The organism is Bifidobacterium sp. UTCIF-38, from assembly GCF_006454495.1.
In the GTDB taxonomy this organism is placed as follows: domain Bacteria; phylum Actinomycetota; class Actinomycetes; order Actinomycetales; family Bifidobacteriaceae; genus Bifidobacterium; species Bifidobacterium callitrichos.
Map to the genome: position 1 here is coordinate 81,160 of NZ_JFAL01000022.1, position 26,247 is coordinate 107,406.

Annotated in this window: 21 protein-coding genes, 1 pseudogene and 1 riboswitch; of the genes and pseudogenes, 15 read left to right on the forward strand and 7 right to left on the reverse strand. The window is 65.9% G+C overall.

Annotation, left to right across the window (positions count from 1 at the left end):
* Positions 1-31: 31 nt before the first annotated feature.
* Together pyrF and gmk are read left to right on the forward strand one after the other, a co-directional pair.
* Positions 32-961: pseudogene (gene pyrF, locus BW11_RS11670) on the forward strand (orotidine-5'-phosphate decarboxylase); the annotation flags it as partial.
* 222 nt (positions 962-1,183) lie between these two features.
* Positions 1,184-1,771, forward strand: a complete 588-nt coding sequence (gene gmk / locus BW11_RS11675) for a guanylate kinase (protein ID WP_375137650.1) — start codon at positions 1,184-1,186, stop codon at positions 1,769-1,771.
* A 104-nt stretch (positions 1,772-1,875) separates the two neighbouring features.
* On the opposite strand, the gene BW11_RS07600 is transcribed toward gmk, so the two are convergent.
* Both BW11_RS07600 and thiD read right to left on the reverse strand, forming a co-directional pair.
* A complete protein-coding gene (locus tag BW11_RS07600; RefSeq protein ID WP_258175630.1) occupies positions 1,876-2,301 on the reverse strand; it encodes a thiamine-binding protein in 426 nt (141 codons plus the stop codon).
* 7 nt (positions 2,302-2,308) lie between these two features.
* Positions 2,309-3,115 carry a bifunctional hydroxymethylpyrimidine kinase/phosphomethylpyrimidine kinase gene (thiD, locus tag BW11_RS07605; RefSeq protein ID WP_140445122.1) on the reverse strand — a complete coding sequence of 269 codons (807 nt, stop codon included), beginning with the start codon at positions 3,113-3,115 and terminating at the stop codon, positions 2,309-2,311.
* A gap of 120 nt (positions 3,116-3,235) precedes the next feature.
* Between thiD and BW11_RS07610 the strand changes: the two genes are divergently transcribed.
* The gene (locus tag BW11_RS07610) at positions 3,236-4,447 is read left to right on the forward strand and encodes a 26S protease regulatory subunit (protein WP_140445121.1); all 1,212 of its coding nucleotides are present in this window, start codon (positions 3,236-3,238) and stop codon (positions 4,445-4,447) included.
* A 69-nt stretch (positions 4,448-4,516) separates the two neighbouring features.
* Here the strand turns inward: BW11_RS07610 and thiC are convergent, their stop codons facing one another.
* The 5 genes from thiC to BW11_RS07635 form a co-directional block, all read right to left on the reverse strand.
* Positions 4,517-7,264, reverse strand: a complete 2,748-nt coding sequence (gene thiC / locus BW11_RS07615; RefSeq protein ID WP_140445120.1) for a phosphomethylpyrimidine synthase ThiC — start codon at positions 7,262-7,264, stop codon at positions 4,517-4,519.
* Between the two features lie 31 nt (positions 7,265-7,295).
* Positions 7,296-8,234 (reverse strand): hydroxyethylthiazole kinase, encoded by a 939-nt coding sequence (locus tag BW11_RS07620; protein ID WP_140445119.1) that lies wholly within the window; start codon positions 8,232-8,234, stop codon positions 7,296-7,298.
* A riboswitch (TPP riboswitch) is annotated at positions 8,228-8,335 on the reverse strand. (Overlaps the previous gene by 7 nt.)
* A gap of 15 nt (positions 8,336-8,350) precedes the next feature.
* Positions 8,351-9,679: a cell wall metabolism sensor histidine kinase WalK gene (locus BW11_RS07625; protein WP_140445118.1), complete on the reverse strand. Its 1,329-nt coding sequence runs from the start codon at positions 9,677-9,679 to the stop codon at positions 8,351-8,353.
* Positions 9,676-10,368: a response regulator transcription factor gene (locus BW11_RS07630; RefSeq protein ID WP_140445117.1), complete on the reverse strand. Its 693-nt coding sequence runs from the start codon at positions 10,366-10,368 to the stop codon at positions 9,676-9,678. The genes BW11_RS07625 and BW11_RS07630 overlap by 4 nt, the downstream gene beginning before the upstream one ends.
* Before the next feature lie 3 nt (positions 10,369-10,371).
* Entirely contained in the window at positions 10,372-11,166 is a 795-nt protein-coding gene (locus BW11_RS07635; protein WP_140445116.1) for a hypothetical protein, read from the reverse strand.
* A 201-nt stretch (positions 11,167-11,367) separates the two neighbouring features.
* Between BW11_RS07635 and BW11_RS11845 the strand changes: the two genes are divergently transcribed.
* The 12 genes from BW11_RS11845 (at position 11,368) to dnaE (ending at position 26,165) form a co-directional block, all read left to right on the forward strand.
* Complete coding sequence (locus BW11_RS11845; RefSeq protein ID WP_258184583.1) at positions 11,368-12,555, forward strand: peptidoglycan-binding protein; 1,188 nt, start codon at positions 11,368-11,370, stop codon at positions 12,553-12,555.
* Positions 12,540-13,193, forward strand: a complete 654-nt coding sequence (locus BW11_RS07640; protein ID WP_258184582.1) for an ABC transporter ATP-binding protein — start codon at positions 12,540-12,542, stop codon at positions 13,191-13,193. The genes BW11_RS11845 and BW11_RS07640 overlap by 16 nt, the downstream gene beginning before the upstream one ends.
* Complete coding sequence (locus BW11_RS07645; protein ID WP_140445114.1) at positions 13,190-14,269, forward strand: hypothetical protein; 1,080 nt, start codon at positions 13,190-13,192, stop codon at positions 14,267-14,269. The genes BW11_RS07640 and BW11_RS07645 overlap by 4 nt, the downstream gene beginning before the upstream one ends.
* 96 nt (positions 14,270-14,365) lie before the next feature.
* The gene (locus BW11_RS07650; RefSeq protein WP_107044293.1) at positions 14,366-15,841 is read left to right on the forward strand and encodes a glycine--tRNA ligase; all 1,476 of its coding nucleotides are present in this window, start codon (positions 14,366-14,368) and stop codon (positions 15,839-15,841) included.
* 1 nt (position 15,842) lies between these two features.
* Positions 15,843-17,093: a tRNA dihydrouridine synthase DusB gene (gene dusB, locus BW11_RS07655; protein WP_107044292.1), complete on the forward strand. Its 1,251-nt coding sequence runs from the start codon at positions 15,843-15,845 to the stop codon at positions 17,091-17,093.
* A 95-nt stretch (positions 17,094-17,188) separates the two neighbouring features.
* Positions 17,189-18,550: a cell division protein FtsZ gene (ftsZ, locus tag BW11_RS07660; RefSeq protein ID WP_107044291.1), complete on the forward strand. Its 1,362-nt coding sequence runs from the start codon at positions 17,189-17,191 to the stop codon at positions 18,548-18,550.
* A 40-nt stretch (positions 18,551-18,590) separates the two neighbouring features.
* Complete coding sequence (locus BW11_RS07665; RefSeq protein WP_043167168.1) at positions 18,591-19,106, forward strand: cell division protein SepF; 516 nt, start codon at positions 18,591-18,593, stop codon at positions 19,104-19,106.
* 169 nt (positions 19,107-19,275) lie between these two features.
* The gene (locus BW11_RS07670; protein WP_043167171.1) at positions 19,276-19,557 is read left to right on the forward strand and encodes a YggT family protein; all 282 of its coding nucleotides are present in this window, start codon (positions 19,276-19,278) and stop codon (positions 19,555-19,557) included.
* Between the two features lie 189 nt (positions 19,558-19,746).
* Entirely contained in the window at positions 19,747-21,078 is a 1,332-nt protein-coding gene (locus BW11_RS07675) for a DivIVA domain-containing protein (protein ID WP_140445113.1), read from the forward strand.
* 20 nt (positions 21,079-21,098) lie between these two features.
* Entirely contained in the window at positions 21,099-21,638 is a 540-nt protein-coding gene (locus BW11_RS07680) for a signal peptidase II (protein WP_140445112.1), read from the forward strand.
* Entirely contained in the window at positions 21,635-22,579 is a 945-nt protein-coding gene (locus tag BW11_RS07685) for an RluA family pseudouridine synthase (protein WP_140445111.1), read from the forward strand. The genes BW11_RS07680 and BW11_RS07685 overlap by 4 nt, the downstream gene beginning before the upstream one ends.
* A gap of 34 nt (positions 22,580-22,613) precedes the next feature.
* Complete coding sequence (gene dnaE, locus BW11_RS07690) at positions 22,614-26,165, forward strand: DNA polymerase III subunit alpha (RefSeq protein ID WP_181162534.1); 3,552 nt, start codon at positions 22,614-22,616, stop codon at positions 26,163-26,165.
* Positions 26,166-26,247: the final 82 nt, after the last annotated feature.

A 26,247-nucleotide genomic window follows, 5' to 3' on the forward strand; every position in this document is an offset into this window, starting at 1 on the left:
ATCAGGTTCATACCAAACGAAAGGAACCGCGATGAACGCCAGCACCCAAGAGGAACAGGACAAGGAACAACTCGCGAGGCGCTCGGACTTCGGTCTGCGCCTGCGCAACTCGATGGACAAGTACGGTCCGTTGTGCGTGGGTATCGACCCACACCAAAAGCTCCTGACCGATTGGGGCTACAGCGTTGACGCCGACGGCGCGGAAATGTACTCCATGCGCATGCTGCAGGCTGCGAATGGCCGCGCCGCCGCCGTCAAGTTCCAGCTGCCGATGTTCGAACGGTATGGTTCGAAGGGATTCGCGGCGCTGGAACGCGTGCTGTACGCGGCACGGCAGATGGGCGTCATCACGATCGTCGACTGCCTGCACGGCGGCCTGTCGACCACGATCTCGGCCATTGCCGACGCCTACTTCAAGCCCGACGCGCCGCTGCGCGCCGACGCGATCACCCTGCTGCCGTACTACGGCGCTCGATCGCTGCAGGGGCTGATCGATGAGGCGCTCGACAACGGCCGCGGCGTGTTCATCGCCTCCCTGACCTCCAACGAGGAGGGCAAGAGCCTGCAAAGCGCCATCCGTCAGACCGGCGACTACGCGGGCAAGACCGTGGCCTACGGCATCGCGGCCACCGCGCAGAAGCACAACGCCGACATCGACGGCATGGGTTCCGTGGGCCTGATCATCGGCGCGACCATCGGCCAGTGGATCAACGAGACCGGTGTCGACCCGGCCCGCTTCACCGGCCCGATCCTGTCTCCGGGATACGGATGGCAGGGTGCCGAGGCCAAGGACCTGCGCACCGTGTTCAAGGGCACCAAGGGCAATGTGCTGGTGACGGTCTCCCGCTTCATCGCCTCCCATGGTCCGGACATCTCCGCGCTGTCCGAGGCGACCGAGGCGATTGCGCTGGATGTGCGTCAGGCGCTGCTCGAGGCCACCCGCATCGGTGATAAGCACGAGGAACCGCAGGGGAAGAAGTCCTCTTCCACGGTGATCGATCTGGGCGCAAACGCCGCCGACACCGCCGACAAGCAAGGAGCACAATCCGTGACCGATACTTCCGCATCCTCCGACACCGTCGAAGCCGCTGCCGCCGGTACGACCGATACCGCAACGCAGAGCGCATCCGCGACGGCCTCGACCGGCACCGCCGAAGCCGATACGCAGGTCGATGACGCCGCCGTGCTGCACGGCAGCCGTCTGCTTGTACTGACCGGCCCCGCCGGCGTCGGCAAGGGCACCGTCGAGGTGGCGCTGCGCAAGAAGCACCCCGAGGTGTGGGTGTCCGTCTCCGCCACCACGCGTGACCCCCGCCCCGGCGAGGTCAACGGCGTCAACTACTGGTTCATGAGCGAGGAGGAGTTCGCCGCCAAGGAGAAGGCGGGGGAGTTCCTCGAGACCGCGCTCGTGCACGGTCTGGCCCACTACGGCACGCCGCTCAAGCCTCTGGTGGATCACCTGTCCGTCGGCACCCCGACGATCCTCGAGATCGATCTGCAGGGTGCGCGCCGCGTCAAGCAGAAGGCCGCCGAACTTGGTCTTGAGGTGATGACCGTGTTCATCGCCCCGCCGAGCTTCGACGAGCTGGTGCGTCGTCTGACCGGCCGTGGCACCGAGACCGAGGAACAGCGCAAGCGTCGTCTGGAGACCGCGCACGTCGAGCTCGCCGCCGAAAGCGAATTCGACGTGACGATCGTCAACGACAACGTGCAGAAGGCCGCCGACGATCTGTGGAACGTCATCGTCAAGGAGTACGGCGCCAACGCCTGACAAGGCAATGAAACGCTCTGTATGAGATGATTGAAGGGGCTTCCTCTCGACGAGGAAGCCCCTTCAATCATCTTCGGGGGAAGCAGGCAGCAAGCGCCCCTTGTCTACTCCTTCTGCCGCGCGATGATCTCGTCGGCCAGCTTCGGCTTCTCCGTCAGCTGTCCGGTGAATCCGGGGCGGATATCCATGTGCAGCACGAGACTCGTGCGATAGCCCTGTTCGGCGAGCTTCTTGGCGGCCTTGCCGGCCACGTGCAGGATGTCGTCCAGATCGCCTTCGACGTCGGTGAACAACGCGTTGGTCTCCTGCGGCAGACCGGAGTCGCGGATCACCGAGATCGCCTGTGCGACGTACGGGGAGACCTCGGAGCCGGCTCCCGTCACCGACACCTGGATGGCGGCCACCGTATTGAGGTACGGATTGCCGGTTTCGGGATTGATCGGCACCTCCTGCCTGATCGCATTGCGGTCCGACACGGTGTTGAGCGTGTTGTCGGGAGTGGTGGAATCCTGCGGCATGCCTGTCGTCATGATCGATTCACCTCCACGCCCACGCGTGGTCCATCGGGCCGGAGCCCTGACCAAGATCGAGCATCGCGTTCAACGCGCCGGTCAGATACTCCTTGGCGTGGCGGATCGCCTCGGGCAGCGTCTCGCCCTTCGCGAGATTTGCCGCGATCGCCGAGCTCAGCGTGCAGCCGGTGCCGTGCGTGTTCGGATTGTCGACGCGCCTGCCCTCGAACCAGGTGATCGTGCCGTTCGATTCGGCCAGCACGTCGTTCGCATCGTTCGTGTGATGGCCGCCCTTGACGAGCGCCGCGCATCCGTATCGTTCGGTCAGCGTCTTCGCCGCGCGCTCCATCGAAACCGCGTAGGTGATCTCCATATCGGACAGCACCTGCGTTTCGGGGATGTTCGGCGTGATCACGGTCGCCAGCGGGAACAGTTTCGAGGTCAGGGCGGCGATGGCGTCGTCGCTGATGAGCTTCGCGCCGGAGGTTGCCACCATCACCGGATCGAGCACCACGTTCCTCGCGTGGTGGAAGGTCAGACGGTCGGCGATCACGTCGATGATGTCGGTGGCCGAGACCATGCCGATCTTGACGGCGAGAGGCGGAATGTCCTCGAACACGGCGTCGATCTGATCGGCGAGGATCTTGGGCTCGGTATCCTGGATGGAGCGCACGCCGGTGGTGTTCTGCGCGGTCAGCGCGGTGATAGCGCTCATGCCGAACACGCCGTTGGCGAGCATGGTCTTCAGATCGGCCTGCATGCCGGCGCCGCCGGATGAGTCCGAACCGGAGATCGCAAGTACTGGTGGAAGGGTTGTCGTATGTTGTGCCATAGCTTCCAAGTCTAGTAGTCGCAGGCCGGAATATCACGCGGTTTTCCTTGATTATTCGCCGTTCCTATGGTGTGATGGGGAAGGTTTGACGAGGGGCCGACACGAGAAGCGGGAGGGATTATGGCAGGCAACGACGTACTGCGTCGCGATGGAGTTCTGGCGCGTATCACCGGATTCGACGAGGGGCGCGTCGCCTACTATGCGGTGATGCCGAACGGGCACACCACGCAGCTCACGTTCCCGCGTCAGGAGGTGTTCGACGTGGGCGACGTTCTGCTCGTCGGCGAGGACTTCTACACGAAGGTGCCGGCGGACGTGTGGCCGGTCAAACCGCGCGTCGGCATCGTGCGCCGCGCATTGGACGACTGCGTGGTATTGGAGACCTCCGACGGTCTGGAACTGCTGGAGGGCGATTACCCCCTCAACATCATGCCCGGCAACACCGTGGAGTTCACCGACCTGTTCGGCATCGAACGCGTGCTGTGGCCCACGGCCATCCGTCCCGGCGAATCCGACCACGACGACGACATCAAACAGTACCGGATCACCCCCGGTGCCGACCCCACGCTCACTTTTGACTCGTTCGGCGGCTACGAGCAGGTCATCACCCGCGCCAAGGAGCTTATCGAAACCCAGCTGGGCAACAGCGAGCAGATGCGTGCGATCGGCGCCAAACCCATCAAGGGGGTGATCTTCACCGGCGCGCCCGGCACCGGCAAGACCCATCTGGCGCGCATCATCGCCAACGTGGCCGACGCCCAGTTCTACCTCGTCTCCGGCCCGACGATCGTAAGCAAGTACGTGGGCGACAGCGAGGAGACGCTGCGCATGATCTTCGCGGCCGCACAGGCCGACCGTCGCGCGATCATCTTCTTCGACGAGATCGACTCGATCGCCTCGTCGCGCGACACCGACACGAACGGCGTCGGCAAGCGGCTCGTTGCCCAGCTGCTCACCCTGATGGACGGTTTCGCATCCAAGGGCAACGTGGTGGTCGTCGCCGCCACGAACCGCATCGAGGACGTGGATCCGGCCCTGTTGCGCCCGGGACGCTTCGACTGGCAGATCCCGTTCCCGATGCCGAGCGAGCACGACCGTTTGTCGATTCTTGAAGTGCAGGCCCGTGCGCTCGCCACCGAAGGCGAACTGCCGCTCGCGGACATCGCTCGGCGCACCGAAGGCTGGAGCGGCGCCGAGGTGTGCGCGATCTGGACCGAGGCCGCGCTCGTCGCCGCCAAGGACCGCCGCGGCGCGATCCGCGCGGCCGACCTCGCCACCGCGTTCGCACGCGTCGAACGCAGACCGGAGCTGCACGCACACCGGATGCCCTGAAAACGCAGATGAGCCCCTCGCATGCGAGGGGCTCATCGGGACGTCACCCGAGATATCACTCGGTAGATATCACTCGGTGGCGGTGGAGTACAGCTTGCCGCCCTGGGCGGTGTACTTCTCGCTCATCGCGTTCATGCCGGCGCGGATCTCCTCCGGGCTCAGCACGTTCGCGGACACGACGGTGTCGTCGTTGACGACGTTCGGAGTCGTGGTCGGAGCCACGCCGGCGATCGCCTCCTTGACGATCTGCTGCTGCGCGGCCTCGCCGCCGAACGCCTTGCGGATGTTCTGCGAGATGGCCATCGAGCAGAACTTCGGGCCGCACATCGAGCAGAAGTGCGCCATCTTGGCCGGTTCGGCAGGCAGCGTGTCGTCGTGGAACGCGATCGCGGTGTCCGGATCGTAGGAGAGGTTGAACTGGTCGAGCCAGCGGAACTCGAAGCGGGCCTTCGAGATCGCGTCGTCACGGTCCTGCGCGTGCGGGTGGTGCTTGGCGATGTCGGCGGCGTGGGCGGCGATCTTGTACGCGATCACGCCCTGCTTGACGTCGTCCTTGTTCGGCAGGCCAAGGTGCTCCTTCGGGGTCACGTAGCACAGCATGGCGGTGCCGTAGCGGCCGATCTCGGTGGCGCCGATCGCGGAGGTGATGTGGTCATAGCCCGGCGCGGTGTCGGTCGTCAGCGGTCCGAGCGTGTAGAACGGAGCGCCCTTGCACACGGCCTTCTCGAGCTCGATGTTCATGCGCACCGTGTCGAACGGCACGTGGCCCGGGCCCTCGATCATGACCTGCACATCCTTGGCCCAGGCGCGCTCGGTGAGCTCGCCCAGAGTCATGAGCTCGCTCAGCTGCGCCGCGTCGTTCGCGTCCGCAAGGCATCCGGGGCGAAGGCCGTCGCCCAGCGAGAACGCGACGTCGTACTTGGCGAAGATGTCGCACAGCTCGTCGAAGTGCGTGTACAGGAAGCTTTCCTGATGGTGGCGCAGGCACCAGTCGGCCATGATCGAGCCACCGCGCGAGACGATGCCGGTGACGCGGTTCGCGGTCAGCGGCACGTAGCGCAGCAGCACGCCGGCGTGGATCGTCATGTAGTCGACGCCCTGCTCGCACTGTTCGATTACGGTGTCGCGGAACAGCTCCCAGCTGAGCTTGGAGGCGTCGTCCTCGACCTTCTCGAGTGCTTGGTACATCGGCACGGTGCCGATCGGCACGGGGGAGTTCCTGAGGATCCACTCGCGGGTGGTGTGGATGTCGTTGCCGGTGGACAGATCCATCACGGTGTCGGCGCCCCACTTGGTGGCCCAGGTGAGCTTCTCCACCTCTTCGTCGATGGACGAGGTGACGGCCGAGTTACCCATGTTCGCGTTGAGCTTGGTGAGGAACCGGGAGCCGATGATCATCGGCTCGGCCTCCGGGTGGTTGATGTTGCACGGCATGACCGCGCGGCCCGCGGCGAGCTCGGAGCGCACGAGCTCTACGTCGCAGTTCTCGCGGATGGCCACGTACTGCATCTCCGGGGTGACGATGCCGTGGCGGGCGTACCACATCTGGGTGATCGGGTGGTCCTTGGCACGCATCGGCTGGTGCTTGCGTCCACGCCATTCCTTGCTGGCACGGCCGCGCTTGATGGCGCGCTTGCCGTCGTCCTCGAGGTTGCGGCGGCGGCCCTCGTACTCCTCGACATCGCCGCGGTCGCGGATCCAGTCAAGACGCAGGGGCTTCAAGCCCTCCTTCGGATCGCACTTGGGGCCCTCGGTGTTGTAGTCGTGGAACGGCGGGTTCGGACCCACGCCGGGGGTGTCGGACAGCTTGATCTCGGTGTACGGGACCTCGAGATCGTATGAACCGTACTCATAGGAGAACGGCACGGACTTCGTCTTGCGGATATGCGCCTTGTCGCGCTGCTTGGAGCCGCGGGCGGCGATGTCGACGCGCTGCTGCTTGGCGAGCTTCTGCGCCTCCTTGGCCTCCTTGGCGTTGGTGAACTTCTTCTCGGTGGCCTCGGCGCCCGGCTGCGCGGCGCCCTCCTGGGCGGCCTGCGTGTCGACGGCCGGGGTGTGGGTGACGATGCGCGGCGCGTAATCGTGCTTCGCGTCGCCGCGCACGGCCTTCCAGCCCTCGACCATCGCGCGGGTGGCCTCCTCGGGGTTCTCGGCGCCGGCGATCGCGGACACCGCGAACCAGCCGGCCGCCTTCGTGCCGGCCAGCATGGCCATATCGGCGGCGGTCACGCCGCCGCCGACGACCACCGGGAATTCGGAGGCGGCGCAGATCGTGTTGATCTGCTTGGTGTCCAAGGTCTTACCGGAGCCGTCGTTGCCGCCCACGGAGGCCTCCGGCTTGGTGACGGACACGTGCAGCGGACCGGCGCCGATGTAGTCGATGCAGCCGTCGGGCAGCTCGTTGATGAGACGCACCAGCGACTCGGTCTCGGCGGACAGACCCACGATCGCCTCGTCGCCCAGAAGGGCGCGGGCCTCGCGAGGCTCCATATCGGTCTGTCCGATGTGCACGCCGTCGACCTTGATACCCTTGCGGCGGGCCTGCCACACCACGTCGGCACGGTCGTCGATCACGAAGGCCACGGAGTCGGACTTGCCGTTGTCCTCGATGATCTGCGCGATGTCCTGCGCCATCGTCGTCAGCTCGGAGGCGTCGGCCTTCTTGGCGCGAAGCTGGATGAAGGTCGCGCCGCCGCCCAGGGCCTGATCGACCACGTCGGTCAGCGGTCGGCCCTTGCAGTCCTCCGGGCCGACCACGAAGTACGCGGACAGGTCGAAGCTGTCGCGCATCGACGCGTATGGGTATTCGTTGTTCATTGATTTGTTCCTTTGGTTGTTGGTGGAAGTGTCAGAACATGTGGATCTCGGAGGCGGCCACCTGATCGGCGGTCACGCTCCACAGGGCGTCGAGGAAGGCGACCTGGAATGAGCCGGGGCCGTTGGACTGCGTCTCGGCGATCTCGCCGGCGCGGTCGTACAGGGCGCTCGCCGCCAGCGCGGCGGTCAGCGGGTCGGCTACGGCGAGATAGGTGGCGGTCACGCCGCCGAGCGAGCATCCGGCGCCGGTGATCTTCGTCATCATCGCGCTGCCGCCGGGCAGTCGGTAGACGGTCTCGCCATCGGTGACGAGATCGATCTTGCCGGAGACGGCCACGGCGGCCGTCTTATCCGGGGCGGAGGCGGCGAGGAACTGCGCCAGACGCCTGGCCGGTTCGACGGCCGCATCGACCTCGTCGACGGCCTCGACGCCGGCCGGGCGGGTGGCGGGCTGGTTGCCGGGTTCGGCTTCGGCTGACAGACCCCACATATCGGCAAGGGCGATGATCTCGGAGGCGTTGCCGCGCACGATGGTCGGGGGAGTGGCGCGGAAGGCGCGCAGGATCTCGGTGCGGGTGCGGCCGATGCCTGCGGCCACCGGATCGAGCACCCACTTGTGCCCGGTCTTGTGGAAGGCGCGTGCGATCTGCGGCAGCGCGTCCTTGTAGAACGGCAGCAGCGTGCCCACGTTGATGTAGTCGGCCCCCGAGATCGGCGCCGTGTCGATTACGTCGTCGGGCAGGAAGCTCATCGCCGCGGCGCCGCCGGCCGCGAGCTGGGCGTTGGCCACGAGGTTGATCGTCACGAAATTGGTGAACGACTGCGCCAGCGGGCGGGTGGCCCTCACCTGTTCGACGGCGGTTCGGATGCGGACGCGCAGATCGGCGAGATCGCATCCGGAGTCGTCAGAATTGGTATAAGAGGAATCGATACCGCGTTCGTTGCGGATGGATAGCGAAGCATCGCTCATATATCACTGCTCCCTACGCTGGTCTTAACCAACAGGTTCAAAGGGTCGGGCCATCGCCCATCTCAACCCGCCTAGTGGTGCGGGTTCCCCTGCATTTCGTTTGTTGCTTCCCGAAACTACGCGCCGATACGGACATGGTTGTTACAAAATCGCACAGACACGCCGAATCGGCCCGGCTCGGGTCTGGCGAGTCGCAGCTCGGCATGGTAAAGATCCGCGATCTCCCTGACGATCGACAGGCCCAGCCCGTTGCCGGGCCGGTTCTCGAGCCGGGACGCCCTCCCGCGATGGAACGGGATCAGCAGATCATCCAGATCGCGCCCGTCCGCCGACTCCGCAGCCTCAGCAGTCTCCGTGCTGTTGGTGACGGACAGTTCGACGCCCCCGCCGTCAATGCTCCGCACGTCGACTTCGATGTCGCCGCGGTCCACGTTGTGCACCACGGCGTTGCGGATGAGGTTGCCCGTCAGCAGGGCCAGCATCGTCGGGTCCGCGCGCACCGCCGGCGCGGGGTCGATGTCGCAGCGCACGTCGATGCCGCGTTCGTCGATCGCGTCCCACGAGGCATCCAGCGCGTGCTCCACAACCTCACCGAGCGGCGTCTCGGGCGGTCGCTCATCGCCCGGATGCAACGCCATGCTCTGCACGCGCGACAGCGCCAGCAGCCCCTCCACCAGGTCGGCCGCGTTCCGGTCCGCCTCCAGCGCCCGGCGCACCGCCGGCTCCACGTCCGCCGCGAACCGCCCCTGCGCGAGCGGGGCGTCCAGACTGGTTCCGATCACCGCGATCGGCGTACGCAGCTCGTGCGAGGCGTTCGCGATGAACTGCCGCTGCGTGACCGCCGCCTGCTCGATGCGAGTGAGCATCGCGTTCACGTCGCCGGCCAGCGACGCCACCTCGTCCGAGCCGGCGATCGACACGCGCTCGCCGGTGGCCGCCGGGTCGAGCCGGCGCATCTGTGCTCCCAGTGAGGAGATGCGTCCGGCCAGTCTGCGAGAGATGAACCACGCCGCGACCATCGCCAGCACGGCGAACCCTGCGAACAGCGCCAGCGAGAACCACATGGCGCCCTGCATCAGGGGCCTTCGCATGTCCGAGTCGCTGATCTCCATGATCGACCCCGGCGTCATCGGCCCGCAGCCCACGGCGTAGTCGGTGTAGTAGCAACCGGTGGAGGACACATACAGTTCGCCGCCGTCGGGCGTGGGCAGCGTTCCGCCGCTGGCCACCTGATACAGCCGGTAGGACGACCGGTCGTAGATGCGGCCGAACAGCATGGTCTGCAACGCCAGGGCGATCCCGAGGAACACCGCCACCAGCAGGCCGATGGCGAGCGCGAGCTTGCCGCGGAAGGTGCGCGGGCGCAGATGGAACCGGCGCTTTCCGGACGGGTCGGACGGACTGGACGGGCGGGATGCGTTGGGCAGACTGGACGGGTGGTTCATGGCAGACGGTATCCCTTCCCTCGTGCCGAGACGATGGCGCCCTTGCCGCCGGCGGCCTCGAGCTTGCGTTTGAGCGTGTAGACGAGCGTCTTGGCCGCGCCGGTGCTGGTCGTGCCGTCCGGCCATGCGGCGGCGATGAGTTCGTCGAGCGTGACCCAGCCGCCGTCCGCCTCGACGATGCGGCGCAGCACGGCGAACTCCCGTGCGGTCAGGTCGAGCGGGGTGTTTCTCCAGTAGGCGAGTCGGCGGTCGTCGTCGATGACTACCGGCTGCGCGACGGCGCCGGAATCGTTGAAGGACCCCGCCGGCGCGCGTCGCCTCGCGTCGTGGCGCAGCAGGGCGCGGATGCGCGCCGACAGCTCCCGGTAGACGAACGGCTTGGGCAGGTAGTCGTCGGCGCCGAGGTCCAGCCCTTCCACACGCTGTTCCGGGCTGGCCGAGGCGGTGACCATGAGCACGCTCACGTCCAGTCCGAGCGTGCGGATCGTCGTCATCACCGTGTCGCCGGACATGACCGGCAGGTCGCGGTCGAGCAGGACCACGTCGATGGCGTCCCGGTGTGCGGCGAGCAGTTCCAGCGCCTCGACGCCGGTTTCGGCCGTCCAGGTGCGGTAGCCCTCATGCCGCAACGCGTCGTCGAGCGAGGCGGCCATGCCCGTGTTGTCCTCGACGATCAGTATCCCCGCCATGATCTACCAGAGGTACTCCACGGGGTCGTTGGCGCTGCTTGACGACCAGCCCTGCGCCGCCTTGCAGCCGCGCACGCGCGCGTCACCGAAATCGTAGCCGAGCTTGTCCTTCGCGTCCGTCCACCCCTCCGTCTGGAGCAGGGTCTGCCCGTCGTTGAAGTCCTTGACCGTGTAGCTCGGGGGCACCACGCCCTCGCGCCGCATGCAGTCGACGACCGCCTCGTCGACGTTGGCGTACAGACTCGGGTTGCCCTGCTGCTGACCGTACAGTCCCTGCACATGGGAGAACCGCAGGTAGCAGTCGGCGTAGGCGTCGCGCCACCGCTCCTCCTGCTCGTCGGTGCCGACGGCGTGCTGCATGATGTCCATCATGCCGTTCGGGAACCGTTCGAGCTTCGGCTCTGGGAAGCCGTGGTCGACCATGCACGTCTTGTAGTCCGACCAGACCTTCTCATAGACGGCCGTCGACACCCGCCCCTCCTTCTTGGCCTGTTCGAGGAACGGGCGCTCGTAGTCCGACACGTACGGGTCGGCGAGCACCTCGTCGATGTAGGAGGACAGCGAGCTCGCCAGACGCCCGTTGTCGTCCGCCTCGCGCAACGTCGAGACAGGTCCCTGTTGCGGGGAATCCTGCCCCTGCGCCGACGAACCGTGATCCCCGGATGCGGGGGATGCGGTCTGCGTGCCGTTCGTCGGCCCCGCGCAGCCCGCGAGCCCCGCGAGCAGCGCCGCCGCGGACAACGTCGCGGCCAGCAGGCGCGGGATGCTCGCGATTCCTTGCGATGATCGTCGTCCCATCTCAACCCCCTTGTCCTGGAACCCCTGTGCCGCACGGCTGTGCAGCCTGTGCACCTTCCATCGTAGGCGGCCCAGCCCTGACCTTCGCCTGACCGTGCGCGTGGACGGCGTGGAACGATGGAATCGGACACGACGCCGAAGCCGATGTCGGGATCGAAGCCCGATCGGGCGCGAGGGCGAGCGCAAGGAGGGGAGGCCATCATGGCGAAGACATCATCGGCATCATCGGGGCCGTCGACGGGGCGGGGAACGCCGCGCGGTACTCCACGCGGCACCGCGCGACGCAGGTTCCCCGTCGCCTGGCTGCTGATTGCCGTCATCCTCACCGCGGCCGTCAGCGTCGGCGCGGCCGCGTTCCTGCTGCCCGACCGGCACCCGGCGATATTGTCGAGCGCGAAGGAGATCACCAGCGCGCCGGTCGGTATCCAGCGCTACGACGCGAACAGGCAGATCAGCGTCATCCCCACGCTCTCCGCATCCCGCCAGATACTCATCAACACGTCCGGCACCGTGACCGCCGACCATTCCGGCGAAGGGCTCGTCTCCGGCAGAGCCGCGCTCGCGGTCGACGAACGGCCCATCGTCGCGCTCGCCACCGCGACCCCGCTCTACCGCGACCTGAAATACGGCGACAAGGGCAGGGACGTGCGCGCGTTCAACGACGAACTCGCACGGCTCGGATTTGGCGCGCCCGCCGACACCGACCGGTACACGACGCGTACGGTCAAGGCCGTCAAGGCCCTGTGGCGCGGGCTCGGCGTGACCTCGGACCTGGATGGCAACCTCGCCATCGCGGACGTGATCTGGCTGCCACAGCGCGAGGCGACCGTCTCCGACTGGAACGGCGTACCCGGCACCATGGTCACGGCCGGGACGTCGATCGGCCGGATCCCCGGTGCCCTGACCGCGATCAGCTTGAGGGACGGCGCCGCCGAGAACGCCGACCGGACGATCACCGTCTTCGGTCAGCAGGGCGTGCTCAAGGCCGGGGCCACGCGCATCGACGACCCGGAGTTCTGCGCGCGCGTCACCGCCTCGCCGGAATTCCGGATGTTCGCCCAATCCTCGTCGTCCAAGTCCGCGCAGGGCCAGTCGTCGGGCCAGTCATCTGGCCAATCCGCGTCGCAGGAGTCCGCGCAGGGGATCGACGCCACCGTGGCTCTGGCGCAGCCTCTCGACGTGATGCGCGTGCCGGCCGCCGCCGTGTTCGGCGTCGACGGCGATACCGGATGCATCGCCTCCGACGGCAGAACGATCCCGGTGACGGTGATCGGCGCGGACTTGGGCGTGAGCCTCGTCAGGCCCGCCGACGGCTCCGAACCGTCCGCCGGCCCCTCCACGGTGTCGATCGGAGGAGCGATCAGGGGGCTGACGTGTCCGCGAGGGTGACCGGCCGCGACCTCGCCCACCGGTTCCCCGGCACGGACACGCTGTTCGAACACCTGTCGTTCACCCTCGAGGCGGGCACCACGACGGCGATCTGCGGGCCGAGCGGCTGCGGCAAATCCACGCTGCTGTCGATCCTCGCCGGATGGGAGAAACCCGCCGCCGGCACGGTCACGCGCGACGGCGTGAACCGCATCGGCTGGGTATTCCAGAACCCGTACGGCGTCGCCGAACGCAGCGCGCTCGACCACGTCGTCTTCCCGCTGCTCGCGCGGGGCCTGCGCCGACGCGAGGCGGAGCCCCAGGCGCTGGAGGCGATGGGCCTGTTCGATCTCGGGGCCGTCGCCGACCGCCCGTTCGCCGCGCTCTCCGGCGGCGAGGCGCAACGGCTCATGCTCGCCCGGGCCGTCAGCTCGGCCCCGGACATGCTGCTCGTTGACGAACCCACGGCCCAGCTGGACACGCGCACCGCCCACAGCGTCTCGGGCGTGCTCGGCAACCTCGCCGGACACGGCATGATCGTCGTCGTCGCCACCCATGACCTCGCCACCCGCGACGCCTGCGGGCGGGTCATCGATCTCGCCGACTACGCGCCGGAAGAGGCGGCGACGCAGGTGCGATACGTAAAGGAGGCGTCATGAGACTCGCGTCCATCCTCTCCGAGGCGATGCGCAACATCGGCTCCGGCGCCTCCCGCGCCGCGGTCTGGTTCCTCGCCGTGGCCGTCGCCGGCACGCTCATCGGCGGATTCGAGGCGCTCGCCGTCATCGGACAGGAGCGTGACGCCGTCACCCGCATCCGTGCCGCGGCGGACGTCACCACCATCGTCAGCCCCATCTCCGTGATCGACGGCGCCGCCTGCGACCGTCTCGTCGACGCGGACGGCGGGCCGCAAGCCGCGGGCGCTATGCGCGAGGGCGACCAGATCACCCCGCGCTCGACCCCGGGACGCAGCATCGGCTCATACGAGGTCACCGCCGGCATGATCGGCCTGCTCGCGGCCGCCGACGCCGACCCCACCGGCGTATGGGTCTCCACGACTCTCGCCCACGACTTCGGCTGGGCCAAGGGCGTCACGATCGAGACCGACCACGGAGACATCCCCGTCGCCGGTGTCTTCGACTGGCCGAACGACGGACGCGACACCCGTTTCGCCTACGCGCTCGTCGTCCCCGCGACGGCCGACGCCAAGCCGTTCAGCGAATGCTGGGCCAAACAGTGGCCGCGCACCGACGCGGTCGAATCGCTGCTCACCACGACCGCCATCGCCGGCAAATCCACCACGCAGACCCTCCCCGGCACCACCATGCTCAACAAAAGCCTCGATCGCGGATGGAACGCCGCGGCGCTCTACGAGACGCGCATGACCCGCATGCTGCCCTGGGCGGCGCTCGCGGTCGGCCTCGTCATCGGCGTCGCGTCCGTGCACAGGCGGCGTCTGGAATACGCGGGCGCCCTCCACTGCGGCCAACGCAAGTCGGACCAGTTGCTCGCGGCGCTGATCGAGACCCTCGTCTGGGGCGGCGGCGCCACGGCGGCGGGCCTGTCGCTGATCGCCGCGCTCTGCCTGCGCGCCTCCCCGTCCGATCCGGCGGCGGTGCTCCTCGCCGCCGCCCGCTCGCCGCTCGCCCTGTTCGCCGGCGTCCTCGTCGCGACCGTCGCCGGCGTGCTCGCCGTGCGCGAATCCCGCCTGTTCCGCCTGTTCAAGGGGAGGTGATGCGCCGCGGAGGCGGTCCGGCCGCCACTGTCAGACTGTGCCGGTATCCTGAAGCGGTTGTAAAGACCCCAAACCGTTCATACCAGAAGGTGCATTGTGGCTCAGTCCAAACTTGATGAAGTCGTATCCCTCGCGAAGCGTCGCGGTTTCGTGTTCCCCGCCGGCGAGATCTACGGCGGAACCCGTTCCGCATGGGACTACGGTCCGCTCGGTGTCGCCCTGAAGGACAACATCAAGCGCGAATGGTGGCGTTCGATGGTCGTCACCCGTCCCGACGTCGTCGGCGTCGACACGTCCATCATCCTGCCGACCCCGGTGTGGGTCGCCTCCGGCCACGTCGCCGTGTTCAACGACCCGCTGGTCGAGTGCCTCAACTGCCACAAGCGCAACCGCGCCGACAAGCTCCAGGAGAGCTACGCCGAGAAGCACGGCGACAAGCTGCCGGAGAACGGCATGGCCGACATCGTGTGCCCCGACTGCGGCACCCGCGGCAAGTGGACCGAGCCGCGCGACTTCAACATGATGCTGCGCACGCACCTCGGCCCGGTCGAGGACGAGAACAGCCTGCACTACCTGCGCCCGGAGACCGCGCAGGGCATCTTCGTCGACTTCAAGAACGTGATGACCTCCTCGCGCTCCAAGCCGCCGTTCGGCATCGCCAACATGGGCAAGTCCTTCCGTAACGAAATCACGCCCGGCAACTTCATCTTCCGCACCCGCGAGTTCGAGCAGATGGAGATGGAGTTCTTCGTCGAGCCCGGCACCGACGAGGAATGGCATCAGTACTGGATCGACGCCCGCACCCAGTGGTATCTGGACCTCGGCGTCAAGCCGGAGAACCTGCGCCACTACGAGCACCCGAAGGAGAAGCTGGCCCACTACTCCAAGCGCACCGTCGACATCGAGTACAAGTTCGGCTTCCAGGGCTCCGACTGGGGTGAGCTCGAGGGCGTGGCCAACCGCACCGACTTCGACCTGTCCGCGCACGCCAAGCACTCCGGCGAGGATCTGAGCTACTTCAACCAGGCCACCGGCGAGAAGTACATCCCGTACGTCATCGAGCCGGCCGCGGGACTCACCCGCTCCCTGATGTGCTTCCTCGTCGACGCCTACGACGTGGACGAGGCCCCGAACACCAAGGGCGGCGTCGACAAGCGCACCGTCCTGCGCCTCGACCCGCGTCTCGCGCCGGTCAAGGCCGCCGTCCTGCCGCTTTCGAAGAAGCCGGAGCTGCAGACCGTCGCCCAGGATCTGGCCGCCGACCTGCGCCAGCACGAGTGGATGATCGACTACGACGAGGCCGGCGCCATCGGCCGCCGCTACCGCCGCGAGGACGAGATCGGCACCCCGCTGTGCATCACCGTCGACTTCGACACACTCGAGGATCACGCCGTCACCATCCGCGACCGCGACACGATGAACCAGGAGCGCGTCTCGCTGGACAAGGTCGCCGAGTACGTCGACTCCCGCATCGGCGAGCATCGCACCCGCGTGCCGATGAAGCCGGTCGCCATGGGCGGCGAGGCATGGCCCGACTCCGTGAAGATCAACGAGGCCGGCGGTCTGTACTGAGTTGACAGCCAACAGCGAAACCGTCATCGACGAGCGCGGCGACTCCCTCACGGGGGAGGATCCGCGCTCGCCGCGTCATACCGCCGCGCTCGACGCACCCGCACCGGCCATCAGGCCGGTCCGTCTCGGGCCGATCGACGTGCCCACCCCGGTCGTGCTCTCGCCGATGGCGGGCGTCACCAACTGGCCGTTCCGCGTGCTGTGCGAGGAGTACGGCCCCGACGGCCTGTACGTGGCCGAGATGATCACCGCCCGCGCGCTCGTCGCCCGCAACCCCAAGGCCCTGCGCCTGTGTCGGTTCGCGTCCACCGAGCGCGTGCGCTCGCTGCAGCTGTACGGCGTGAACCCGGCAATCGTCGAACAGGCCGCGCGGATCGTCGTCGACGAGCACATGGCCGACCACGTCGACCTCAACTTCGGATGCCCGGTGCCCAAGGTCACACGTCGCGGCGGCGGTTCCGCCCTGCCGTGGAAGACCGACATCTTCACCGAGCTCATCCGACGCGTCGTCAAGGTGTGCGAGCCGGCGAACATCCCGGTCACCGCGAAGATCCGCGTCGGCATCGACCATGATCACGAGACGTTCCTCGAGGCCGGGCGCATCGCCCAGGAGGAGGGCTGCGCCGCCGTGACCCTCCACGCGCGCACCACCGCCGAATACTACGGAGGCCACTCGGACTGGAGCCGCATCGGCGAGCTCAAGGAGCATCTGACGATCCCCGTGTTCGGCAACGGCGACATCTGGGGCGCCGACGACGCCCTCGCGATGATCGCCGAGACCGGCTGCGACGGCGTGGCCATCGGCCGCGGATGCCAGGGCCGCCCGTGGCTGTTCGCCGACATCAAGCACGCGTTCGAGGGCTCCGACGAGCGGTTCAACCCGACCCTTGGCGAGGTGTGCCGCGTGATCGCCCGCCACGCGCGTCTGCTCGTCGAGTTCTACGACGGCGACGAGCGCATGGCAGTGCATGACCTGCGCAAGCACATCGCCTGGTACCTGAAGGGCTTCCCGGTCGGCGGGTCCACGCGCAAGGCGTTCATGGAATGCGAGAGCCTCGAGGACGTGGACCGTGAGATCGGCCGGCTCGACCCGACGGTCGAGTTCCCGCCCCGTGTGGTCGACAAGCCGCGCGGCCGCGTGCGCTTCGCCAAGAAGGTCCACCTGCCCTACGGCTGGCTCGAGTCGCGCACCACCAGTCACGAGGAGCGCGAGACCCTCTTCGGCGACGACCCGATGGACGCCAGTTACTAAGCTATAAATGTGCGCTACACGCGCGAAAATATCACACAATACGGCGTGGCCCTGCGCTAGTCTAGGGTGTAACCGTGAAGTGACAGGAGCACAACGTGAGCGAGATCGCCCAGAACGAGGAGTTGAACGACAGGACCAACATCAAGGTCGTCGGCGTAGGCGGTGCCGGTGGCAACGCCGTCAACCGCATGATCGCCGAGGGCTTGCAGAATGTCGAATTCATCGCAGTGAACACCGATGCCAAGGATCTGCTGCGCTCCGACGCCGATGTGAAGATCTCCCTGTCCGATCAGTCCAGCCGCGGCCTGGGAGCGGGCGCCGACCCCGAGAAGGGTGCCAAGGCCGCTCAGGACCACCAGTCCGACATCGAGGAGGCCGTCAAGGGCGCCGACATGGTCTTCGTCACCTGCGGCGAGGGCGGCGGCACCGGTACCGGCGCCAGCCCGATCGTCGCACGTGCAGCCCACCAGCAGGGCGCGCTGACCATCGCCGTGGTCACCCGTCCGTTCTCGTTCGAGGGTCCGCAGCGCTCCGCCTCCGCCGAACTCGGCATCGACAACCTGCGTCAGGAGGTCGACGCCCTCATCGTCATCCCGAACGATCGACTGCTGGAGCTGTCCGACCGTTCGATCACGATCATGGACGCCTTCAAGACCGCCGATTCCGCACTGCTCTCCGGCGTGCAGGGCATCACCGATCTGATCACTTCCAACTCCTACATCCACGTCGACTTCTCCGATGTCACCGCGATTCTGCGTGGCGCCGGCACCGCGCTGTTCGGCATCGGCTCCGCACGGGGCGAGGACCGCGCCACTCAGGCCGCCGAGCTGGCCATCAGCTCCCCGCTGCTCGAGGAGAGCATCGAAGGCGCCCACGGTGCGCTCATCAACGTCGCCGGCCCGACCGACATCGGTCTGCAGGAGGCCTCCGCCGCCGTCGAACTGGTGCGCAAGGCCATCCACCCGGAGGCCCAGATCATCTGGGGTCTCGCGCTCGACGACGCCTATGGCGACGAGGTGCGCGTCACCGTCATCGCCGCCGGCTTCGACACCGCCAAGCAGGCCGCGGCCAATGCCGCCGCCGCAGGCATGCCCGTCGTGCCGCAGCGCGCCGCCGCCCCGGCGGCCCAGCAGCCCGCCCGACAGACTCCGGCCACCCAGCCGCAGCAGCAGACCGCTCCGGCCGACAATCCGGCTCCGGCACAGACCCAGAACCCGGCCCCGCAGGCGGCCCCGGCGGCCCCGGCCCAGCCGGCTGTGACGCAGACCGGTCAGATCCCGGTCCAGCAGCCGGCGGCCCCGGCCCAGCCGCAGCAGGTGCCGCCGAGCACGTCGCCGTTCACCTTTGCGCCGGCCCCCGGCTACCCGCAGCAGCCGTACCCGCAGTACCCGCAGACCACGTACACGCCGGACGCGAATGATCCGGGTGATCTGGACATCCCCGACTTCCTGCGCTGAAATCACCACGGACGAGACTGACTAAAGAAAGGATTGAGGCATGGCTGGATTCATGAAGAACGCGATGTCCTATCTGGGCATGTCGGACGTGGCTGAGGACGATGACGATTTCGACGTCGCCGACGAGCCCGATACTCCGGTCTCCGCCGCGACGTCCGCGCCGGCGTTCGATTCGGATCGCGTGGTCACGCCGATGCCGGCAGCCAAGCCGGCCCAGTCCGGCCCCACGTTGTCTTCCGGCTCCACCACGCGTACGGCGAGCCCGTTCCAGAATCGCATGAACCGCATCACCACCATCCATCCGAAGTCCTATGAGGACGCGCAGATGGTCGGTCGTGCGATCCGTGACGGTGTGCCCGTCGTGCTCAATCTCACCGGTGTGCCCGAGGCCGTGGCCTACCGCATCGTCGACTTCTCCGCCGGTGTGGTGTTTGGCGTGCACGGCTCTATGGAGCGCGTCACCCCGCGCGTGTTCCTCCTGAGCCCCTCTCAGGTGAACATCAAGGTGGAGGAGCCCATCACCGCCAACAGCGCCCACGATCTGTTCACCGAGTGATTGGCGACCAGGGCGGGCGTCCACATCTGACGGACACGTTCACCGAAACGGGATCGGACTTTTACGCTCCGGTCCCGTTTCGCGTAATCGGATATGATCCGGCTTGCATCCAGTCCGTTCACAGCGAACGTTGCGCGAACATTCCATGAGGCTTGATACGGTGTCGTATATGCTTTTCATCATCCTGATGCGTCTGCTCGACGGTCTTATCGACGCCTACATCACCGTGCTGTTCATCCGCATGATCCTCGACTGGGTCGCGATGCTGTCCCCGATGTGGCGTCCGCGTGGCTTCGTCTACACGATCATCGACATCATCTATCGGATCACCGATCCGCCGCTCAACTGGCTGCGACGCTACATCCCGCCGCTCAGGCTCGGTCCGGTGGCGCTCGACCTGAGCTTCATCGTCCTGTACTTCCTGCTGGTGGTGCTGCGCGTGCTGATCTGATCGGGCCGCGTGCGAGGATATCGGGTGATATCGGGGGTATGTCGGCGTTTGCCCCCGATTTTTTCACGGGATATGCCCGCAATCTTTTCGTAAAAGCCACGAAAACTCCATAAAGGCTCATGTCCGTGGTAAGGTCGTATCTGATACCAACGTAAGCGAGGCACAGCCCCAAAGCGAGGTGTAAGATTTATGGCTCTGTTGACGCCGAAAGACATCAGGGAGCGCACGTTCCAGACGGTGCGTTTCAAGGAAGGATATGACGTCGACGAGGTCGACGATTTCCTTGACCAGGTCACTGAAACCGTCGAAGCGCTCGGCAAGCAGGCCGTTGCGGGCGGTCAGGCGACTCAGTCGTTGGGTCCGGATGTTACCGCACTCAACAAGAAGATCTCCGATCTCAACGCTCAGGTTCAGCAGCTGCAGGATGAGAACAAGCAGCTGAAGGATGCAATGCAGCAGGGAGCCGGCAAGGGAGATCAGAACGCCCAGGTCGTGGCCGCCAAGCTGTCCGAGGCCGAGGAGTCCAACCGTGCGCTGACCTCCCAGAACGAGCAGCTCAAGGCGCAGACCGATCAGCTCAACGCTCAGATCGACCAGCTGACCGCACAGGTCGCGCAGGCCTCCGGCAACCAGGATGCCGTCGCGCAGCAGATCGCCGCCATCCAGAAGGAGCGCGACCAGTTCCGCTCCCAGAATGAGGATCTATCCCGTCAGGTGGCCGCCTTCCAGCAGCAGGCCGCCGGCGTGCAGCAGCAGGCGCAGCAGATCGCCAACCTGACCCGCCAGCTCGAGGAATCCAAGCAGCGCGAAAATCAGCTGCGCGAGCAGGTCTCCAAGGTCGAGCCGAGCACCGAGACCGGCTCCCTGCAGAAGATCGCCGGCGCCGCAGCCGGTGCGGGCACCGAGCCCGAGCGCGCCACCGCCATGCTGACCCTGGCCATGCAGCTGCACGACCAGTACGTCGACAAGGGCAAGGCCAAGGCGAAGGAGATCTCCGAGAAGAGCCAGCGCGACTACAACGACCTCATCGGCAAGGCCAACGACTACAACGATCGCACCCGCACCGAGGCCGACGACTACAACAAGCGCGTCCACTCCGAGGCCGACGCCTACTCCGATCGCACCCGTTCCGAGGCCGACGCTTACTCCGTCAAGACCCGTCAGGACGCCGACACCTACCTCACCGAGAAGCACAACGAGGCTGATCAGTACGAGGCCGAGGTGCAGCGCCGCGCCGCCGACTACGACAAGAAGGTCCGTGCGGACGCCGTCGCGTACGACAAGAAGCTGCGCGCCGAGTCCGACGGCTACAGCAAGAAGACCCGTGCCGCCGCCGACGACTACGCCGATCAGGTGCGCACCAACCTCACCAATGAGTCCAAGCTCATCGAGGGCAACATCCAGGGTCTCAAGCAGTTCGAAGCCGAATATCGTGCCCGCCTGACCGACTTCCTCGGCCAGCTGGTCAACCAGGTGTCGGATACGAACAACTACAGCCGAACCGAGCAGTCCGGCGAGTGATTTCGGACTGAATCCGCTCTATGGAAACGATTCGAAAGGGACGGCTGCGCATACGCGTGGCCGTCTTTGCTTGTGTCGCCGTCGTCGCGCTGATCGTCGACCAGCTCACCAAACTGTGGGCGTTGGACGTGCTCGGCGACGGTCGTACGATTCCGGTCATCCCCGGTCTGCTGTCGTTCACGCTGGTGCGTAACCCCGGTGCATCCCTCGGCTTCGGTTCGGGATCCACATGGATGATCTCGATGCTCGCGATAGTCGCATGCATCGCCCTGATCGTCGCGGCCGTACGCACCATCTCCATGGCATGGACCACCGCGTTCGCGTTCGCGTTCGCCGGCGCCTTCGGCAATCTCATCGACCGCGTCGTCTATGCCGACGGGTTCCTCAACGGCAAGGTCGTCGACTTCCTCAACTACGGCTGGTCCGTCGGCAATGTGGCGGATGTGTATCTGGTCATCGCCGGCGTCGTCATCGTCGCGATGATCCTCGCGAACGTGCCGTTCAGCCAGAAGGACCTCGACGAGAAGCGGGGTGCGAGCGAGAAGGGCAGTGCGGCATGAGCCGTCTGGTCCCAGCCCCTGACGCGCTGGTCGGCAGGCGCTTCGACGTCGCGGTGGCGAAGATGCTGGGCGTCTCCCGTTCCAAGGCCGCCGAACTCATCGATTCCGGTCAGGCGCGCGTGCTCGGCCGCAGCATCGCCAAGTCGGGCACGCTGCAATCCGGTGAGACCGTGGAATTCGATCTCGCCGAAGAGCAGCAGGCTCCCGAACCGATAGCCGATGACATGGCAGTCGTCTACGAGGACGATGACGTGGTGGTGGTCGACAAGCCGGTCGGCGTCGCCGCCCACGCCTCCGTCGGATGGACAGGCCCCACCGTGCTCGGCTCGCTGCGCGATCGCGGTGTGCACATCACCTCGTATGGCGCCGCCGGGCGCGAGGGCATCGTCTCCCGTCTCGACGTCGGCACATCCGGCCTGATGCTCGTATGCAAATCCGATCTGGCATACGTGGAGATGCGCCGTCAGTTCGCCGAACACGAGGTCGTCAAGACGTATCATGCGCTCGTGCAGGGCTCCCTCAAACAGGACAAGGCCACCATCGAGGCGCCGATCGGACGAGCGAAGGTGTCCGACTTCCGCTTCTGCGTGACGCCCGCCGGCAAACCGGCCGTCACGCACTGGGATGTGATGGAGCGATTCGGGGGAGAGGCGACGCTGGTGTCGGTCAATCTCGAGACCGGTCGCACGCATCAGATCCGCGTGCACTTCTCCTCGATCGGGCATCCGCTCGTCGGCGACCACATGTACGGCGCGAACCCGGTGCTGGCCGAGGAGGTAGGCCTCGACCGCCAGTGGCTGCACGCGATGCAGCTCGAGTTCCGCCACCCGCGCACCCGCGTGTGGACGACCGTCACCTCGCAATACCCGGCCGATCTCGACCACGCGCTGGAGGTCATGCGTGCCCGTCACAAGAACGACGACGTGGTGGCCGCCGACTGACCGGCCGGGCGGGCCCGGCGGTATGCTGGAACGCATGGCTGATTCGGGAAACTTCGTTCATCTGCACAACCACACGCATTATTCGCTGCTCGATGGGGCGTCCAAGATCCCGGATCTGGCGAAGTATACGGCTGAACTGGGTATGCCGGCGGTCGCCATTACGGATCATGGCAACATGCACGGCGCGTATGAGATGTATACGAACTGTGTGGCCAATGGTGTCAAGCCGATCATCGGGATTGAGGCGTATGTGACGCCGGAGACGGCGCGTCAGGACAAGTCGCGTGTACATTGGGGTACCGAGGAGCAGCGCAGTGATGACGTCTCCGGTGGTGGTCTGATCACGCATATGACGATGTGGGCGGAGAACGACGAGGGTCTGGTGAATCTCATCAAGGCGTCGTCGGTGGCGAACCTCGAGGGTCGTGTGCAGCGTTATCCGCGTATGGATAAGGAGGTGCTCGCGACCTATTCGAAGGGTGTGATCGCCTCCTCCGGCTGCCCGTCGGGCATCATTCAGACGAGGCTTCGTTTGGGGCAGTTTGATGAGGCGTTGCGTGCGGCGGGGGAGTTCCAGGACATCTTCGGGCGGGACAATTTCTATATCGAGCTGATGGATCATGGTCTGAGGATCGAGCGGCAGGTTACGTCCGGTCTGTTGGACATCGCGAAGCGGTTGAACGCGCCGTTGCTGGCGACGAACGATTCGCATTACGTGCATGCGGAGGATGCGGAGGCGCAGGATGCGATGCTGTGTATCAATTCGGGTTCGCATCTGGATGATCCGAACCGGTTCAAGTTCGATGGTACGGGCTATTACATCAAGCCGGCCGAGGAGATGCGTGAGCTGTTCCGGGAGTTTCCCGAGGCGTGTGATAACACGTTGGAGGTGGCGGAGCGGTGCAATGTGATCTTCGATGATCATGAGGACGGCGCGTTCATGCCGCAGTTCGACTGTCCGGAGGGGTGGGATGAGGCGAGTCTGTTCCTCAGGAAGGTCGAGGAGGGGCTCGAGCGCCGGTATGACGGCAATGTGCCGGAGCATGTGTCCAGGCAGGCGGATTACGAGTGTGGCGTGATCTGTCAGATGCAGTTCTGCGGCTATTTCCTGGTGGTGGCGGATTACATTCAGTGGGCGAAGGATCACGGGATCATGGTGGGGCCGGGTCGTGGTTCGGCTGCGGGTTCGATGGTGGCGTATGCGATGGGCATCACGGAGCTGGATCCGTTGAAGCATGGTCTGATCTTCGAGAGGTTCCTGAATCCGGAGCGTGTGAGTCTGCCGGATATCGATGTGGACTTCGACCCGGAGGGTCGTCTGCATGTGATCGACTATTGCGGTGAGAAGTACGGGCGGGACAAGGTCGCGCAGTGCGTGATCTATGGTGTGATCAAGACGAAGCAGGCGTTGAAGGATTCGGCGCGCATCATGGGCTACGAGTTCGCGATGGGCACGAAGGTCACCGAGGCGCTGCCGCCGTCGAAGAACGGCAAGGACGCGAGTCTCAAGGAGATCTTCGATCCGACGTCGAAGCGGTATGCGGAGGCGCGTGAGTTCCGTGAGCTCTACGAGTCGGATCATGACGTGCACATGGTCGTCGATAAGGCGAAGACGATCGAGGGTTTGATTCGTCAGACGGGTGTGCATGCGTGTGCGACGATCATGGGTAGTGAGCCGATCACGGATACGTCCCCGTTGTTGGAGCGTACGGATGGTACGGTGACGACCACGTTCGAGTATCACACGTGCGAGACGCTGGGGTTGGTGAAGATGGACTTCCTGGGGTTGTCCAACCTGACGATCATCCAGGATACGCTTCGGAACATCGAGGCGAACGGCAAGCCGGCGATCGACTACACGAGGATCCCGTTGGATGACAGGGCGACGTACGAGCTGCTGTCGCGTGGTGACACGCTGGGCGTGTTCCAGTTGGATTCCGATGGCATGCGCAGTCTGCTCAAGATGTTGAAGCCGGATAACTTCAACGACATCTCGGCTTTGATCGCGCTGTATCGTCCGGGTCCGATGTCGATGGAGTCGCATATCAACTACGCCAAGCGCAAGAACGGGTTGCAGAGGATCACGCCGATCCACCCGGAGCTGGATGAGCCGCTTCGTCAGGTGCTTGACGAGACGTATGGTCTGATCATCTACCAGGAGCAGGTGCAGTCGGCGGCGCGTATCCTGGCGGGCTATTCGCTGGGCAAGGCCGATGTGCTGCGGCGTGCGATGGGTAAGAAGAAGCCGGAGGTGCTGGCCAAGGAGAAGATCCCGTTCTTCGCGGGCATGAGGGAGCACGGCTATTCGGAGGAGGCGTCGCAGGCCGTGTGGGACGTGCTGGTCCCGTTCTCGGGGTATGCGTTCAACAAGGCGCATTCGGCCGCGTATGGTTTGATCTCGTATTGGACCGCGTATTTGAAGACGCATTATCCGGTGGAGTTCATGGCGGCCCTCCTGCAGGGTGCGAAGGGCAGCAAGGACAAGACCGCGTTGTACCTGGGTGAGGCGCGGCGCATGGGCATCCAGGTGCTGTCGCCGGATGTCAACGAGTCGCAGTTCGCGTATTCGGCCGTGGGTGACGTGGTGCGTTTCGGTCTGGGTGCGATCCGCAACGTGGGTGAGAAGCCGGTGGCGGATATCATCGCTGAGCGTTCGGGTGGTCATGGCCGGTATGTGAACTTCATGGACTTCATTCGTCGCGTGCCGTTGACCGCGTTGAACAAGAGGCTTGTCGAGTCGTTGATCAAGGCGGGCGCGTTCGATTCCATCGACCCCAACCGGCGAGCGCTCTACGAGATCCACGAAGCCGCCATCGATTCGGTCGTCAGCCTCAAGCGCAAGCAGGCCGAGGGCCAGTTCGACCTGTTCTCCGATGACGAGGACGGTGGCGCCGAGGCGATGGGTGACGCGTCCATCACCGTGCCCGACGTGGAGGAGTGGGACAAGAAGACCAAGCTCAACTTCGAACGCGAGATGCTCGGCCTGTACGTCTCCGACCACCCGCTTTCCGGCATGTCCGCCGTGCTGGCGGGTCTGCGTGAGATGTCGATCGCGCACCTCATCGACCGTGCTCGCACCATGGGTGACGGCCAGCAGGTCACCCTCGCCGGACTCGTCACCAACGTGGACCGTCGCGTCTCCAAGAAGGGCAACGCGTGGGCGATCGTCACCATCGAGGATCTGGAAAGCTCCATCCAATGCCTGTTCTTCGGCAAAGTGTACGAAGCCGCGGCAGCCGAACTCACCGTCGACCAGATCGTCCAGATCCGCGGACAGGTGGAACTGCGCGACGAGACCGTCTCGTTGCGCGCCACCGAAATGCAGGTACCATCATTGGAGGCGGAGGACGAACGTCCGCTGGTCATCACCCTGCCCGAAGTGGCGGTCGACCGGCCGCACATGATGAAGCTCGGACAGGTGCTCACCAACCATCCGGGATACTGTGAGGTCAGACTCGCGATCATGAACGAGAAGGGCGACGCCGAGGTCATGACCTTCGGCGACCGGTTCCGCGTCAAACGCGATACCTCGCTCTTCGCCGAACTCAAGATCCTGTTCGGACCTCGGTGCCTGCCCGCCGCGTGAAAGCTCACACGTGTAGGATAAGGCGGTGAAGGACGGTCCGGGGGCAGACCCTCCCGGACCGGCAGACAGGCCGGTATACGCA

Excerpts from the sequence above, each read along its gene's own strand:
- BW11_RS07600 (WP_258175630.1), bottom strand. The coding sequence starts at position 2,301 with ATGACGACAGGCATGCCGCAGGATTCCACCACTCCCGACAACACGCTC.
- thiD (WP_140445122.1), bottom strand. The coding sequence starts at position 3,115 with ATGGCACAACATACGACAACCCTTCCACCAGTACTTGCGATCTCCGGT.
- BW11_RS07610 (WP_140445121.1), top strand. The coding sequence starts at position 3,236 with ATGGCAGGCAACGACGTACTGCGTCGCGATGGAGTTCTGGCGCGTATC.
- thiC (WP_140445120.1), bottom strand. The coding sequence starts at position 7,264 with ATGAACAACGAATACCCATACGCGTCGATGCGCGACAGCTTCGACCTG.
- BW11_RS07620 (WP_140445119.1), bottom strand. The coding sequence starts at position 8,234 with ATGAGCGATGCTTCGCTATCCATCCGCAACGAACGCGGTATCGATTCC.
- BW11_RS07625 (WP_140445118.1), bottom strand. The coding sequence starts at position 9,679 with ATGAACCACCCGTCCAGTCTGCCCAACGCATCCCGCCCGTCCAGTCCG.
- BW11_RS07630 (WP_140445117.1), bottom strand. The coding sequence starts at position 10,368 with ATGGCGGGGATACTGATCGTCGAGGACAACACGGGCATGGCCGCCTCG.
- BW11_RS07635 (WP_140445116.1), bottom strand. The coding sequence starts at position 11,166 with ATGGGACGACGATCATCGCAAGGAATCGCGAGCATCCCGCGCCTGCTG.
- BW11_RS11845 (WP_258184583.1), top strand. The coding sequence starts at position 11,368 with ATGGCGAAGACATCATCGGCATCATCGGGGCCGTCGACGGGGCGGGGA.
- BW11_RS07645 (WP_140445114.1), top strand. The coding sequence starts at position 13,190 with ATGAGACTCGCGTCCATCCTCTCCGAGGCGATGCGCAACATCGGCTCC.
- BW11_RS07665 (WP_043167168.1), top strand. The coding sequence starts at position 18,591 with ATGGCTGGATTCATGAAGAACGCGATGTCCTATCTGGGCATGTCGGAC.
- BW11_RS07670 (WP_043167171.1), top strand. The coding sequence starts at position 19,276 with ATGCTTTTCATCATCCTGATGCGTCTGCTCGACGGTCTTATCGACGCC.
- BW11_RS07675 (WP_140445113.1), top strand. The coding sequence starts at position 19,747 with ATGGCTCTGTTGACGCCGAAAGACATCAGGGAGCGCACGTTCCAGACG.
- BW11_RS07680 (WP_140445112.1), top strand. The coding sequence starts at position 21,099 with ATGGAAACGATTCGAAAGGGACGGCTGCGCATACGCGTGGCCGTCTTT.
- BW11_RS07685 (WP_140445111.1), top strand. The coding sequence starts at position 21,635 with ATGAGCCGTCTGGTCCCAGCCCCTGACGCGCTGGTCGGCAGGCGCTTC.
- dnaE (WP_181162534.1), top strand. The coding sequence starts at position 22,614 with ATGGCTGATTCGGGAAACTTCGTTCATCTGCACAACCACACGCATTAT.